Source organism: Ferrovum myxofaciens (genome assembly GCF_013181415.1).
In the GTDB taxonomy this organism is placed as follows: Bacteria; Pseudomonadota; Gammaproteobacteria; order Burkholderiales; family Ferrovaceae; genus Ferrovum; species Ferrovum myxofaciens.
On record NZ_CP053676.1, the window covers coordinates 218,466 to 234,033 of the forward strand.

A 15,568-nucleotide genomic window follows, 5' to 3' on the forward strand; every position below is an offset into this window, starting at 1 on the left:
CAAGCCTTCTGGCTTAACTCCCTCATCTAAATCAAATGCAAGCGGATTTTCTTGATGCACATGAACGTCATTGGAACGATGCTGAAAAGCTTTTTTCAGCAGGGCGCTATGCCAACGCGGATCACCTCTATGGCATGGCAGCAGAGTGTGGGCTGAAACGGCTAATGATGAGGTTCGGGATGATGGTTGATTCTGGGACGGGTAGTCCTACGGATCGCGGGGATCGGATACACGCCAACAATATATGGGCTCGCTTCGAGAGCTACCGCAGCGGCAAAGTGGAGGGTGTTGACTACGGACTGCCTACGCTGAATCCATTTAACAATTGGGATGTTGGTGATCGCTACGCACATCAATCCAACTTTAACCATGCGGGTGTGCAAATTCACCAAGCTGGGGCTGCGGCCATCTGTGAACTCATAAAGAAAGCACAACGGGAGGGGCTGTTGGTATGAGTAAGAAATTATTTGAACAGTTTCCTGAGCCTATTCTAACCTTTGATCTGATTTTGCCTGAGGTTCAGAAGTGGCTGAAAACTTATAGTGGGTTGAATGATCTTCTGAGTAATGATGATGATTGGCTGCTCGTCAATCGTGATCTCAACGGGCGCGTGCGTCTGATCTTGCCCGAGCGGATCAAAGAGAGTGAGCAGCGCGTGCTGTGGGATTCTCTGGCGTCAAACTTGATGCAACGTCTAGGCAAGCATGCCTATCCACAAAACACCGAAATTCTTTTCGAAACCAATCGGGAGCAGGCACTTCAAGGGGCAACCAGCTATTTGATGGAGGCATTCACCAATATCTGGGTGGTGGATCGGCTGGCGACAGCGGCCAACTGGGCACGTATTGCGCCAGAAACCGAGGGCGTGCCACGTATTGTGTTTTTCTCTATCAAGGGTGGAGTCGGCCGCTCGACGGCTTTGGCAGCCACGGCCTGGAGTCTTGCGCAGGAGGGCAAGCGTGTCCTAGTGCTCGACCTCGATCTCGAATCTCCTGGATTGTCGTCCGCGCTGTTGCCGCAAGAACGTCAGCCTGTGTACGGCATCACCGATTGGCTGATTGAAGACCTAGTAGACAACGCGGACATCATTTTCGAAAGCATGGTCGCTACCAGTAATCTGTCTCATGACGGAGAAATTCATGTCGTGCCAGCCCATGGGGCAGATCACGGCGAGTACATTGCCAAACTGGGCCGTGTCTGGATGCCCAAGTTGCAGGCGGACGGAACGCGTGAGTCGTGGTCATCTCGACTAAATCGCTTGTTGCAGAATCTGGAGGAGCGAATTAAGCCCGACGTGACGTTGATTGACTCGCGCTCCGGCATTGATGAGATTTCTTCTGCATGTATTACTGAATTGGGTGCCAATCTGATCCTCTTGTTCGCACTGGAAGGTAAGCAGACATGGAACGGTTATCGGATGTTGTTCGAGCAATGGCTGCGTGCGGGTGTCGCGGAACAAATACGCGAACGGTTGCAGGTAGTCGGGGCCATCGTCCCAGAGCTTGATCGAGTTGGCTACCTTACGGGCTTGCGTGAGCATTCATATGAAGTATTCATCGACACGCTTTACGATGAAATTGAGCCAAGCATGATAGGCAAGGTCGGACGCAGCATTGATGGTACGTGGAAGGTTGGCGATATAAACGAAGGCTGGAACTTCGATGAGGCTGATGAAACTGCTCCGCACCATCCGTGGGCAGTTAACTGGCAACGCAGTTTTGTGGGGCTACTCTCCTTGCAAGGGAGGCTTGCTGCTATCGACGCCCAAGAGGTGAAGTCTATTTTTGGGGCATTGGTCGATGGCGTAAGTAATGCCGTTGATGGAAAGGAAACGTCATGACGAAAACCCAACAACTACGCGAAGCCATCTTGGCTGCGCCATTGGAGACCAGCAACTTCGGCGAAACCCCGCAACCTGGAACTTTGTATTTACCTCCCTCTCATCTCAAAGCATTGAAATTAGATGCACACATCGTTGTCGGAGGCCGAGGAGTTGGTAAATCATTCTGGACAGCTGCGCTGCAATCCGCACAGCTTCGCGCTCAACTCGGAACGGTTTCGTCCGAACTACAGGGTATCGAAGTGTTCACAGGCTTTAGCAGCGCAGAAGCCATAGAAAGTTATCCAAATGCAGATGTATTTGCCGCCTTTTTTGATCAGAATCGAGATGTCTACGATTTGTGGCGTGCAGTGGTGCTGCGTTGGGTCGCACGGCGGACAGGTGTAGATATACCCAACCAGAGTTGGCCAGACACCGTGGCATGGTTGAAATCCAAACCGGAGGCTGCTGCGAAATTGATGCAAACTGAGCGAGATTGGAAGGGACTTATTCTTTTTGATGCGCTGGATCGCACAAGCTCAGAGTGGCAGCGGATGGATGAGATCGTGCGGGGGTTGTTGCGCACCATTCTTTGGTTGAAATCCTTCCCCGGCCTATATGCCAAGGTATTCCTGCGTGAAGATCAGGCGGAGCGCACGGTGTTCAACTTCCCGGATGCATCCAAGCTGACGGCGACTAAGGAAGAATTGGCATGGGCTAGGCATGACCTGCATGGCTTGCTCTGGCAAAGGCTTATCAACGCGCCGGATGATCATGGGGAGCGTATGCGCCAAATCTGCCAGAGCGACGCGCTGGGTGATGTATGGCGTGTTGCGCCGGGCATGAAATCGGAGTCCGAGGCGCAGAAGAAAGCTTTTGAAGCGCTAGCAGGTCCATGGATGGGGCGCGACAAGCGTCGTGGCGTGCCTTACACATGGTCGGTTGGGCATTTGGCTGATGGGCGTGGACAGACGTCACCACGATCTTTTCTTGCCGCAATCCGGCAGGCGGCAGAAGACTCCAGTGAGCGTTATGCGCAGCATGACTATGCTTTGCACTTTGAGAGCATCAAGCGCGGCATCCAGAAGGCCTCTGAGATTCGCGTTCAGGAGATCGCCGAAGATTACCCATGGGTGCCTGAGGTTCTGTCTGCCTTGAGTGGCATGAACGTACCCATTGAATTCGAATTCGTGAAGAAAAAATGGGAAGAGAAGTTTTCTGGTGGCCCGCAAAGCATCAGTTCTACGCACCTCCCTGCGCAGCACCTTGATAGCTGGGACGGAGTGCGTGACGATTTGCGGCGTCTTGGCTTGCTGGAAACCAAAAAGGACACGCGCATCGACATGCCTGACCTTTATCGCGTCGGTTTCGGTCTCGGCCGCAGAGGTGGCGTCAAGCCTAGGAATTAAACCGATGGTCATTCGCTGCTTTTCGTCGCACGCCCATCGGCTGGATGGCCTCCGCACTAAGCTTGGACAGGCGGTACCCATAGCTCCCGACGATGTCTGCGGTTTGCGCATGGCAAGGCGGGTGTAATTACCCAAGTGGTGCCGTCATATCTCACTCTGGAAGTGCGAACGAATCATTAGGGCCATAGGCGAGAGTGTCCTGAATACTGTGTACAGCTGCCATCAGGGCTTTATGTTCAGACTGACGGCAATGGCCGAGGTACTGTCCATGAGTAGCTGCACTTGAGCGGGATCAACATAAATGAGAGTTTGAATTGCACGCTTTGTGAGGGTTGTTGAGGAATTGCGGTGGAGTGACTGACCGCAGCGGTTGTGCAGTGCTGGTTGGTGCAAATTGTTTGAGGGTTTTCCGGGGGAGGGGGGTTTTATTCCCGGCCCCGAGGAAGGGAGGTCAGGGCTGACCAGAGAGGCTGCCCGGACGAGGATGGCGAGGTTCAGGACAGTTCTTTGGTACCGTGATGGAAACAGCCCAAATCGGGTTTTTCCGGGGGAAGGATCCGGTCGGCATGATGGCTCAGGATCTGGGCGTAGTAGGCTGATTCAACGCGGTGATATATAACTACACCAGAACATCGGCCAGTGCTGCTGCGGCCTCATTGGAGAGTTCCGGAAGTTCGATTTCGAAGATGGCGAAATGCATTGGACCCTTTTGTGGAACGACAAGTCATGCTGGGGGTGGTACAAACGGCGGATGGATTGCCAATTCACCATGAGGTGTTTGCTGGTAATGTGGCGGAAACCACCACGTTGATTCCCACTCTCACCAAGATTCTGAAACGCTATCCCATCGAGCGTGTAGTCGTGGTGGCGGACCGCGGCTTGCTGTCTCTGGATAATCTGGAGTCCCTGCAAAAAATGACGGTGGGCAATCGCCCCCTGGAATTCATACTGGCGGTTCCGGCCCGCCGTTATGGGGAATTCGATACTTTGCTTGAAGAACATCATGCCCAGCATTGTGTCGGAGCCACACACGAAGTCGTGGGTGAACTCGTTTGGCAAGGGCAGCGCTTGATTGTGGCCCATGACCCCGAAGCAGCCGCGACCCAGTCGGAATCGAGGGACAAACGCATAGAGGCTCTGGAGCAAGACGCTGAACGGTGGGCGGGAAAACTGGTGGAGCAGGAAACCGGGCGCTCCTATCGCGGGAGAAAACTCTCGGACGCTGGCGTCACGGCACGCTTCTACAAGGCCGTCACCGATGCCCATTTGGGCCATATCCTCAAGGTGGCTCTCAACAGTAAGGACTTCGAGTACGACCTGGATGAGAAGGCCCTCAAGCGAGCCCGAATGATCGACGGGAAACTGCTTCTGGTCACCAACATGCCTGACTATAGCCCTGAAGAAATCGTCAGTCGATACAAATCTCTGGCCGATATTGAGCGGGGATTCCGGGTCCTGAAGAGCGAGATCGAAATCGATCCCATGTTTCATCGTCTGCCCAATCGCATTCGCGCTTACGCCATGATCTGCTTTCTGGCTCTGGTGTTGTACCGGGTACTCCGAATGCGCCTCAAGGCCAAGAACAGCCCCTATTCCCCGAACCGGATGCTGGAAGTGGTACGCAGAATCCAGCATCACCAGGTCACACTCCATCGCAAACAATCAGCCAAGGGGCTCACTACCCTGACGCCGGAACAAAAGGATCTATTCGACACGGTCAATCTGCCAAAACCCTCAAAAATCGCGTTGTAGTGCCATTTTGAACATGCACATCGTTCAAATACAATCGGTTACGCAAAAAAGTGTCGAACTCGGGAGGCCCGTCATCCATGAACGCTCACCACAATTATGATTGTGGAAATTTAATGCACAGCATTGAACTGGCCCTATGGATGTGGAAGTCAATCCAAAAAGCAGAGATTGAAGGGGGTGCGTATTTTTATTGGCCTGTGGACACTACCAACCCCCATTCTGATCAAAAAACAATCCAAAACCCCAAACTGATCCTTTTTGATATCCTTTCCATCTTCGTCCTCTATTCCTGTAAATTTTACAGAATGTCGGACTCTATTATTTTCAGGAGATTATAGTTAAATCTGGTGTACCGCAAGGTTACCCGGAGAAACGTGCGGATGTACAATATATCAACCTCCTGCGATAACCATTTGAGAAGGTTTCCCAAATTTCTGAGCGATGGCCCGCGGGTAAAACGAAATGATAAAGGAGAACGGAGAATGAACGGCAAGTCCTACACGCCACCCAAGGTATGGACATGGAAACCCGGAAATGGCGGGCGCTTTGCATCCATCAACCGCCCGACTGCCGGAGCGACGCACGAAAAGGCACTTCCGATGGGCAAGCACCCGCTGCAGCTTTATTCCTTGGCCACGCCAAATGGCGTGAAGGTGACGGTGATGCTCGAAGAACTGGTTGTACTCGGGCATCAGGGGGCAGAGTACGATGCATGGCCCATCCGCATCAACGATGGTGATCAGTTCGGAAACGGCTTTGTCGAGATCAACCCCAATTCAAAGGTACCAGCTCTCCTGGACCGGAGCGGTCCCAATCCGATCCGTATTTTCGAGTCTGGTGCGATCCTGCTTCATCTCGCGGAAAAGTTCGGATCGCTCATGCCATCGGATCCGTCGGGCCGAGCCGAATGCCTGTCATGGCTATTCTGGCAGATGGGAAGCGCTCCTTTTCTGGGAGGCGGCTTTGGACATTTCTATGCCTATGCACCGGAAAAGATCGAATACGCAATCGACCGCTATGCGATGGAATCGAAACGTCAACTGGATGTGCTGGACAGGCAACTGGCCGGAAATCGTTATGTCTCCGGTAATGAATACACGATTGCCGACATTGCGATATGGCCTTGGTATGGGCAACTCGTGCTCGGGGAACTCTACGGCGCAGCAGAATTCCTTCAGGTCCATGAATACCGGAACGTGGTTCGATGGGCTCAGGAAATTGCAGCACGGCCTGCGGTAAAGCGGGGGTGCCTGGTCAACCGAACCTGGGGGCCGGAGCAACTCCCGGAGCGTCATGCTTCTTCAGATTTTATCTAACCAGAATTTCCATGACAAATTTTCATAGACCAGAGAAGGGATATCTCGGATGTAGTTGAAGTTGAAGCAGGCAAGAACTATTATTTGCACTGCAGTTGTGGCAAGAGTGCCGCGCAACCATTTTGCGACGGAACACATCAGAAATTCTAAGCATGTACGCCAGGATTATTCATGACTGACCGCGTTCGAAAGGAGTGACAAATGGAACAAAGAAAACTGGGCAGCCAGGGTCTTATCGTGTCCGCGCTGGGACTGGGTTGCATGGGGATGTCGGAATTCTACAGCGGTCGTTCCGAAGTGGCTGCATTCGCCACCATTGACCGCGCACTCCAACTTGGGGTGAGCTTTCTCGACACTGCAGACATGTATGGGGTCGGCAGTAACGAAGAATTGGTCGGAAAGGCGGTTCGTGGCAGACGCAACCAATTCGTGATTGCCACCAAGTTTGGCAATATGCGCGGTAGCGAAGGTCAGTTTCTCGGGGTTAATGGAAAGCCGGAATATGTGAAGCAGTGCTGCGAAGCAAGCCTCAAACGTCTCGGTATTGAAGCCATCGATCTCTACTACCAGCACCGGGTAGATCCCAATGTGCCGATTGAGGAAACTGTAGGTGCGATGTCTGATCTCGTGCATCAGGGCAAGGTGCGCTACCTCGGGCTATCCGAGGCCGGCGCGCAAAGCATCAGGCTCGCACATGCCGTTCATCCCATCTCCGCGTTGCAGACGGAATATTCGTTATGGAGCCGGGATCCTGAGGAGGAAATACTTTCGACCGTTCGAGAGTTGGGGATTGGATTCGTGCCCTATAGCCCTTTAGGGCGGGGATTTTTGAGCGGTCGCATCAAGAGCATAGATGACCTCGCTCCCGACGATTATCGGCGCCACTCGCCACGATTCCAGGGGGAAAACTTTCAGAAGAACTTGGCGCTGGTGAAACAAGTCGGGGAACTCGCTGCGGAAAAACACTGCACCGCCGCTCAGTTGGCGCTCGCCTGGGTGCTGGCACAAGGAAAGGATCTGATTCCGATTCCCGGAACCAAACATATCAACTTGCTTGAAGAAAATATCGCCGCGCTCGATATTTCGCTGACCACCGATGACCTGAACCGCCTTGATGCAATCATGCCTCTCGGAGCTGCTGCCGGAACACGCTATGCTGCACCACAAATGCTGGCGGTAAATCGCTAGCGAAGCGCGGCAGATTCAGATCGGGTTGAGTTCCCAAGAGTGAAATAGTTTCCTGAAAGACGCCGGAATGATCGAACATGCCCTCAAATTCATGTCGATTTGGTCTCGGGTGAAAGTTTTTCTATAACGAACACGGATTCAGGGTCAACATTCTAATGCTCATCATCGCTTTTATTCTTGCCATTTATAAGCCGAGTTTCAGGCGCGCCCAAGGTTATAGTGGACCCTGAAATCAAGACAGTAGTTTATGCTGTGCGCTGACCTGGCGGGTTTTGGCCAGGGTGGCGGCAGACAGGGCATAGTACGCGGCGCGATTAAGCCGACGCGGTAATTTTTTGATTCAGGTTTGCTGGGCATATTGGTGGATTTTTCTGATCCTTTGCGCCAGAGAAATGTGTTTGCATGATTGTTGAATAAATTCGGGAACTATTCTCCACTGCCGTGGTCCCCTTCACCAGAGGTGTGGTGTAGGTGGACGCTCCTGAAGGGTTTTTATGATCAGACCCGCTGATGCTCTCCGCTGGAGATCACCGTAGTTCGGGCGGCTTGCCTATGACCGGTTTTTTGCCGAAATAAGGAGTCCCTTACGAATGTTGACAGAACCTGCCAGCCAATCTCTCTATCCGCTCAAGAATTCGATCGACATCTTTCCGTGGGATGATAATTTTGAAACCGGTCTGATACAGATTGATGACCAGCACCGTGTTTTGGTCTCTCTGCTCAATACGTTGGCCAGCCATGTGGCCTTTCGGTCTGAAATCATTTCACTGGAAAAAGTGTTTGATGCGCTGACCGATTATACGATCTATCATTTTAAAAGCGAGGAAGCGATCTGGGCAAAATTTTTTGCTGAAGATCATTCGATGGCAGAGCATCTGGCGGTCCATGAACATTTCATACAGACGTTGACTGCACTCAAGGAAGCCCGAAAGAATGCATCTTCCGACCAGGTGGCCCACGATGCTCTGGAATTTCTGACCCGCTGGCTCGCCTCTCATATACTCGAAAAAGATCGCTGCATGGCCTACACCGTCCTGGCCATGCAGGAGGGATTTGCTTTAGAAGAGGCCCAGGCTCAGGCCCATCGGCAGATGAAGGGCGTGACACGAACCCTGATTGATATCATCCTGTCGCTATACTCCGCACTTTCCTCCAATACTCTGAACTTGATGCGAAAACTGGATGAGCATCAAAAAATGGAAGAAGCCTATCGGGAACAAAGGCGACGCATGGAACATCTGGCACGTTTCGATGCCCTGACCGGGTTGCCAAATCGCGTCCTTTTGACCGAAAAAGTACAGGAAATAATCAATCTGTCGGAGTGTTCCCGGAATTTCCTGGCCATCATCTATCTGGATCTGGATGGGTTCAAAGTCATCAACGATACCTACGGTCATGAAGTGGGTGATCGCGTCCTGATCATCATGGCGGAAAGGATCCAACGCATCGTGAGAGGTCAAGATATCGTGTCGCGTTTGGGGGGTGATGAATTCATCGTGGTGATTCGTGATATTCCCGACTTCGATACCTGCATCCCGTGGTTGGCGAGTTTTTTGACGGCAGCGGGGGAGGTCATTCCCCTCGATAAAGGACGTACCCTGACTCTGTCTGCCAGTCTGGGGGTAACTTTATACCCCCAAAATGAGGAGATTACCCCGGATCAATTGTTTCGCCAGGCCGATCAGGCCTTGTATCAGGCCAAACAGGCGGGCAAGAATTGTTATCACGTCTTCGATATGGTCCACGATCATGAGGTTCGGGATCATCTTGAAAATCTGGAACATATTCGACTGGGTTTGGAGCGCCGGGAGTTTGTCCTTTATTACCAACCCAAGGTCAACCTTCGGACTGGTGCTATTCTTGGGTTTGAAGCATTGATTCGTTGGCAGCACCCTCACAGGGGACTGTTGTTGCCCGCCCAGTTTCTGCCCATGGTCGAGAATCACCCCTTGGCCCTATCTCTGGGAAACTGGGTCCTGGATACGGCGCTGAACCAAATCGAAGACTGGATGACCCAAGGGTCACCCTTTATCGTCAGCGTGAATGTCTGTGGTCAGCAACTTCAAGCACGGGGATTTACCCAGCAACTGCGAGACACCTTGGCGCGTCGTCAAAAGGGTGTGGCTCGATACCTGGAACTGGAAGTTCTGGAAACCAGTGCGCTGGAGGATATTTCTCTGGTTTCCAAAGTCATTCACGACTGTATAAGCCTGGGGGTTCAATTTTCGATCGATGACTTTGGAACCGGCTATTCTTCACTTTCCTATCTCAAACGTTTGCCAGTACATACTCTGAAAATTGATCAGAGTTTTGTACGCGGCATGTTGGAGGATCCGGAAGATCTGGCAATTTTGGTGGGCGTGCTGGGTCTGGCCGAAGCTTTTCAGAGAAAGGTTATTGCGGAGGGCGTAGAAACACTGGCTCACGGAGAGATGTTGCTGGATCTGGGGTGTGAAGGGGCTCAGGGGTATGCCATCGCACGCCCCATGCCCGTCGACAAAATTGTCCATTGGGCCGCCAGTTGGCAGGTTCCGCTCTCATGGAGGTTTCGCCCCGTGCTCAGCAAGGATGATCTATCGTCCTTCATCCGGTGCGCAAGTCAACAAGCCACAAAAGAGGCAAAACCAAAAAGGTAGGAGCATCCGCATGAGTTTGGATTCACTGTTAGACCATGGTCTCCCGTTCAACCCCGCACTTAACCAGGAAAGTCGGAATTCCCTCGCCGAAAAAACTCACGAGCCAACGCTCGAGGTCAGGTCGGTACCGAAAGCCAACATCACACAGCAGGACGTTTTGATGTTTTTGAGAACATTGCCTGCGGAAAGCATCGACTTGATTATCACTGATCCGGCTTACAGCGGAATGAACCAGCATTTATTGTTGGGAAGGGGGCGGATTGTTGGCAACTATCAGGAAAAAGGGGAAAACCGGTGGTTTGAAGAATTTCATGACACCCCGGAAAATTATGGTCAGTTTTTATCAGAATGCAAGCGAGTACTGAAAAATGACCGGCATCTGTTTCTGATGTTCGATTCGTTTTCGATGCTGTCCCTCGGGGCCATGGTCAGGGACTTCTTTAATGTCAAAAACATCATCACCTGGGATAAAGTGAACATCGGGATGGGGCATTATTTTCGTAGACAAACCGAATTCATACTGTTTGCATCCAAGGGAAAGCGCCCGGTCACCCGGCGGGATATACCCGATATATGGAAAATCAAAAGACTTTACCGGGCTTCCTATCCGACGCAAAAGCCGGTTGAACTTTTTGAAGCCATGGTTGCTTCAAGCAAAGCAAAAAGCGATACGGATTTTGTAGTGTGCGATCCCTTTGTGGGGTCCGGAAGTTCTGCCATCGCAGCATTGAGACAGGGCTCTCATTTCGTGGGGTGCGACACCTCCGAGATAGCGGTTTCACTGTCTCGCAAGCGGGTTGACGCATTCCTGAAGACGGGTATGGACATTGAACAAGAAAAGCCGGCTTTCGATGAGGCCATCCAGAAGAAGTTTTGGTGATCGTTGCGGGTTTGCCTATTCGACACGAGCTTGCTGTGCCGAAATAGCGACTTCCCAGCACGCCTGCAACTGGCAATCGACAGAGTGCACCACCTCTCGATCCAATTTTTCATCATCGACCTGCTCCTTCAATATTTTCATGATCTCGTCCGGACTGAGCGGATCACGATAAGGTCGCTTCTGCGCCAGTGCCTGGAACACATCGGCCACTGCCACGATGCGCGCCTCCAGAGAAAGTGTGCTTTGGTCCAGATGATAGGGGTAACCCGAACCATCCATGCGTTCATGGTGTTGCGCGGCCCATTCGCTGATTTTTTCCATCCCCTTGATGTTTTTAAGGATATTGTAGGTGTCAAAACTATGTCTTTTGATTTGAGCGCGCTCTTCCAGGGTGAGTTTGCCTGGTTTTTCCAATAACGCATCCGGCAGCCTCAGTTTGCCAATGTCATGCAGCAATCCTGCCAATTCGAGCATTTCGCAGCGTTCTTGCGGTAGATTCCATAGACTTCCGATAAATTTTGCCAATCTGGCCACGCCATCAGAATGCGCTTTTGTGAAGGGACTCTTGGCATCGACGACATAGGAAAAGATAAGCATGATGCTGCGGAGATCCTGAAAATCAATTTTCTGAACGGAAGTTTCAGATAACCATGTGTTCGAATATCCGTCCACATGTTCGTTCTCCAGAGAGAACCAGAAAGCTTCGGATCGGGAGATTGACAGGAAGGCCTCAACTAATTCTTCACAAAAAAAGTCGCCCTGTTTTCCCTGAATTTTCTCCCGAATTTCGTCCTTGAAAAGTAATAGATTGGGGTTGTCGATCTGGGAAGAGAGGGACAACATATCCACTCGATCTGCCAAATAAATGCAGTTGGCGATCTGCTTGGTTTCCATGGGTAATGCCATGTCTTTTAGTTCAGACCAATGGGTATGATGATGGCGCACCATCGGGGCGATTTTCTCCAGCAGGGGGCTGGACTGCAACAGGGAAGCACCAATCTTGCAGTGTTCGCTTTCCTCTTCCCATTCGAACTGAGAAAGCCGGGAGTGAACAACCGTTTTCGCTACCCCGATATCGTGCAATATGGCCGCTTCGAACAAGTCATCCATGCATTGTCCAGGCCAGTGGAGATATTTGCCACACTCAGCGGCGATGAATGCTACGCGTTTGCCGTGCCGGATATGGGTGATACCGACCAAATCCAGTGCGTTCGACAAGGAATAGAGGGTTTCGTGCAGATTAATGTCAAACGTAGACATTTGCTTTCCATTTCAAAGAGGAAAAGATTCATCTGATTCTACCACTTAAAGTCTTGCTCTTTGAAGACACGCTCAAACTCGTTCACAGGCATCGGGTTTCCGAAGAGATAACCCTGGAAATTAACACATTGATGTTGTATAAGAAAGTCCTTTTGTGCAGTTGTTTCCACTCCTTCCGCAATCACTTCCATGCCAAGGTTATTCCCCATGGCGATGATGGTTTGTACAATAACGGCCGCATCGTTATTTTCGGGTATGTCATGAATAAAACTCTGATCAATTTTAATTTGGTCAAGAGGTAGTTTTTTAAGACTGGATAAAGATGAATGTCCTGTGCCAAAGTCATCCATTGCGAATTTAATGCCTTTTTTCTTGAGCGCCTGCATTTTTTTTGATTGTCTCAGAGATGTTGCCCAGCACCATGCTTTCAGTGATTTCCAGCGTAATGCGTGCTGGATTGATATCGACGGACTCAAACACATTGATTATCTTTTTGACAAAGTCTTCCTGTTGAAATTGGCAGGCACTGATGTTGACAGACAGATGTAAATTATCTTTTAATGGTCCGTTACCCCATATTTTAAGTTGACGACAGACAGATTTCATGACTTGCAAACCGATCGGAATAATCAAGCCGGTTTCCTCTGCAATGGGAATAAAATCATCAGGAAGAATCATTCCATGAATGGGATGCTGCCAGCGAAGCAATACTTCGGCACCAACAATCCTGCCGGTACTATTTACTTGTGGCTGATAATAAAGTTCAAACTGTTGTCGAGACAATGCGTGTTTTATCGACTCTTCCAGGGAAGATCGGTTCTCGATAGCAGTCTGCATATCAAGATCAAAAAACCGAATAGTGTTACGGCCAGCTTTTTTAGCCTGATACATGGCGATATCAGCACGTTTCATCAGTTCATCAATAGAAAATTGCTTGCCTATCCGGTTGTTTCCCACGCTGGATGATGCTATGATTTTTACCCATGACAATGGACATCCATCAACGTGACGATCTGCCGTTCCCGCACTCGCTGCCGGAATTCCAGCGGCTTTTTCCAGATGTTGGGGCGTGTGCTGCTTACCTGGAGAAGTTGCGTTGGCCGGACGGTTTTGTTTGCCCGCATTGCGAGGCAGGCGGTGAGCCACTTCGGTTTGCGAACCGTCCAAACGTGTTTCGGTGCCGCGAGTGTCGCAGGGATACCGGCTTGAAAGCCGGAACCGTGATGGAGGGGTCGCATACGCCGCTTAACATCTGGTTCTGGGCTGCCTATCTGGTTACCAGCCAGACGCCCGGCATGTCTGCCGTGCAGTTCCAGCGGCAACTTGGACTGTGCCCAGGTATGAGACGGCATTCCAGATTCTCCACAAGCTCCGGGCAGGCATGGTGCGCCCCGACCAGGACAGGATCGGCGGCAAGGCCCATGAAACACGTAGAGGTCGACGCGAGACCTATGTCGGCGGCAGGACGCGCGGCAAAGGCAGTGGCGTCCACGACATGAGCCTTGTCGCTTGTGCTGTTGAGGTGCATCAGCGCAAGCCGGGCGGCAAACTCGACAAGCGGAAGAACGGCAGGTACGCGGGGCGAATACGGCTCGCTGTCGTGCCGGACCGCACCACCAAGTCGCTTTGCGGCTTCGTCGAAAGGTCGGTTATGCCGGGCACGCTTATTGTTACCGATGACTGGAAAAGCTATTACGATCTCCCCAACAGAGGGTACAAGCACATGCACGTCGCCGAGCGCGGCGACCCGCAGGTTGCCGATGAGTTCCTTCCGATGATCCACACCGCCTTCGCTAACTTGAAGTCCTGGATTAACGGCATTCACCACGGGGTAAGTGATCAGCATTTACAAGCGTACCTCAATGAATTCACGTTTCGGTTCAACCGGCGCTTCTACCCGTTCAACGCTTTCCGCTCCCTGATGGGCATCGCCAGAGAGGTTGCTGCTCCTACATACGCCGAACTTTATTCCGGTGTTTGGACTCATCCTGGTGCTAATGAACGTGGCGGGGAAACAACCGGATAGGCAAGAAAATTGATTCCCAGAGAATATGACAATGCCAATGCTTGGTGTGATATGGCGATTATGATTGGCGAGTTGGTAAGGCTGATTGAGAATGGTCAGAATTTTCTTATTAATGGTCTCAACCTGAAATTCGGCCTCTTGTATATGATTGCTTAAATTTTCCAGAATAATCACAAACTCATCGCCTCCCATCCGAGCGACGGTATCTTCCTGCCGCATACATGCGGTGAGTCGTTGAGCAGTTTGTTTCAACAATAAGTCACCGATATCATGACCCAGCGTATCGTTCAGAGTTTTGAAATTATCCAGGTCAATGAAAATCAAAGCATTATGCAGGATACTACGCGTGCTGGAGGCCAGTGTATGCTGTAGTCGGTCGATAAGAAGCCGACGATTCGGCAGGCCAGTCAGGGAATCGTAGAACGCCATTTCATTAATCTTCTGGCGTTGTATATTCAACTCGGAGATATCGCGTCCCACTCCCATGACCGTAACAATTGAGCCGGATGAATCATGCTCTGCCGTCAGTCGGATATGATTACAGAGTTCCTTTCCAGTACGACTTTTTATATTCAATTCGAACTCAATGTCTCGACCCGTTTCAAATACCTCCTGAATCTTTGCTTCATAATCAACGTAATCCTGGCCTCCAGGAAATTCAGAAGGTTTCTTTCCCAGCAAAAATTTTTCGCCACCCTCTGTCAGTGTGGATAACGCCAGATTGACATATATACGACGGCACTCACGATCGTAGCGAGCGATGGTATCGGGGGAGTTTTCCACCAATGTTCTCCATACCTGCCCACGAACAGCAAGCATTTCCTCATTGCGCTTTCTGTCATCGATATTAAATGTTACGCCGATAAAACGTCTGCCACTGTTATTTTCATCGCGATCCATGATTTTGCCGTAGTTGGCATACCAGACCCATGCACCGCTCTTGGAAAGAACCCTGAATTCACAACGGTATTGCGTTGCAATACCCCTTAAATGATTATTGATCGCGGTTTTAATCAGAGGAATATCTTCGGGATGGACGATTTTAAAAACATCGTCCATGAAGGAGAGTGATTCTTCTTCGCCATAACCGAGTTCAGTGAAGACTTTGCTCGTCTTGCAGATTACTTCACCGGTAACCAGATCGTTTTCCCAAAGATCCAGACCGGCGGCTTCCAGGGCAAGTTCCAGACGTTCCTTATTGGCATCCTGTTCAGACATGCCTGTACCTCGAACTAAAGCAAGCGAGTGCGCCATAATCCCTTAGTGTAGTTTCTTTCAATCA

General features: G+C 51.0%; 10 protein-coding genes and 4 pseudogenes. 10 read left to right on the plus strand and 4 right to left on the minus strand.

Translation table 11 applies throughout. From position 1 onward, the window contains the following. Positions 1-35 precede the first annotated feature (35 nt). The 9 genes and pseudogenes from HO274_RS01095 (at position 36) to HO274_RS01130 (ending at position 11,000) form a co-directional block, all read left to right on the plus strand. Positions 36-455, plus strand: coding sequence for a hypothetical protein (locus tag HO274_RS01095; RefSeq protein ID WP_062188125.1), 420 nt, complete (start codon positions 36-38; stop codon positions 453-455). Beyond that, a complete protein-coding gene (locus tag HO274_RS01100; protein ID WP_273120693.1) occupies positions 452-1,840 on the plus strand; it encodes a ParA family protein in 1,389 nt (462 codons plus the stop codon). Before HO274_RS01095 ends, HO274_RS01100 begins: the two co-directional genes overlap by 4 nt. After that, positions 1,837-3,228 (plus strand): hypothetical protein, encoded by a 1,392-nt coding sequence (locus HO274_RS01105; RefSeq protein ID WP_062188126.1) that lies wholly within the window; start codon positions 1,837-1,839, stop codon positions 3,226-3,228. The genes HO274_RS01100 and HO274_RS01105 overlap by 4 nt, the downstream gene beginning before the upstream one ends. A 717-nt stretch (positions 3,229-3,945) precedes the next feature. Further along, positions 3,946-4,980, plus strand: a pseudogene (locus tag HO274_RS01110) (IS1634 family transposase); the annotation flags it as partial. Positions 4,981-5,462: 482 nt separating this feature from the next. After that, positions 5,463-6,296, plus strand: coding sequence for a glutathione-dependent disulfide-bond oxidoreductase (gene yghU / locus HO274_RS01115; RefSeq protein ID WP_031597590.1), 834 nt, complete (start codon positions 5,463-5,465; stop codon positions 6,294-6,296). A gap of 18 nt (positions 6,297-6,314) precedes the next feature. Beyond that, positions 6,315-6,437: pseudogene (locus HO274_RS13465) on the plus strand (CDGSH iron-sulfur domain-containing protein); the annotation flags it as partial. Between the two features lie 60 nt (positions 6,438-6,497). Next, complete coding sequence (locus tag HO274_RS01120; protein WP_273120697.1) at positions 6,498-7,484, plus strand: aldo/keto reductase; 987 nt, start codon at positions 6,498-6,500, stop codon at positions 7,482-7,484. 590 nt (positions 7,485-8,074) lie between these two features. Continuing rightward, complete coding sequence (locus tag HO274_RS01125) at positions 8,075-10,120, plus strand: putative bifunctional diguanylate cyclase/phosphodiesterase (RefSeq protein ID WP_062188129.1); 2,046 nt, start codon at positions 8,075-8,077, stop codon at positions 10,118-10,120. Further along, entirely contained in the window at positions 10,053-11,000 is a 948-nt protein-coding gene (locus HO274_RS01130; RefSeq protein ID WP_273120700.1) for a DNA-methyltransferase, read from the plus strand. The genes HO274_RS01125 and HO274_RS01130 overlap by 68 nt, the downstream gene beginning before the upstream one ends. Before the next feature lie 15 nt (positions 11,001-11,015). Here the strand turns inward: HO274_RS01130 and HO274_RS01135 are convergent, their stop codons facing one another. The 3 genes from HO274_RS01135 to HO274_RS01145 are packed head-to-tail and all read right to left on the minus strand — an operon-like array spanning position 11,016 to position 13,172. Then, on the minus strand, positions 11,016-12,260 hold the full coding sequence (locus tag HO274_RS01135) for an HD domain-containing phosphohydrolase (RefSeq protein WP_031597585.1): 1,245 nt from the start codon (positions 12,258-12,260) through the stop codon (positions 11,016-11,018). Positions 12,261-12,298: 38 nt separating this feature from the next. Next, entirely contained in the window at positions 12,299-12,646 is a 348-nt protein-coding gene (locus tag HO274_RS01140; protein WP_273120704.1) for an EAL domain-containing protein, read from the minus strand. Beyond that, entirely contained in the window at positions 12,618-13,172 is a 555-nt protein-coding gene (locus HO274_RS01145) for a bifunctional diguanylate cyclase/phosphodiesterase (protein WP_337954667.1), read from the minus strand. Before HO274_RS01145 ends, HO274_RS01140 begins: the two co-directional genes overlap by 29 nt. 71 nt (positions 13,173-13,243) lie before the next feature. On the opposite strand from HO274_RS01145, the pseudogene HO274_RS01150 reads away from it, so the two are divergent. After that, positions 13,244-14,286: pseudogene (locus HO274_RS01150) on the plus strand (IS1595 family transposase). Between the two features lie 72 nt (positions 14,287-14,358). Here the strand turns inward: HO274_RS01150 and HO274_RS01155 are convergent. Then, positions 14,359-15,540 (minus strand): annotated as a pseudogene (locus tag HO274_RS01155) (diguanylate cyclase domain-containing protein); the annotation flags it as partial. Between the last annotated feature and the right edge of the window lie 28 nt (positions 15,541-15,568).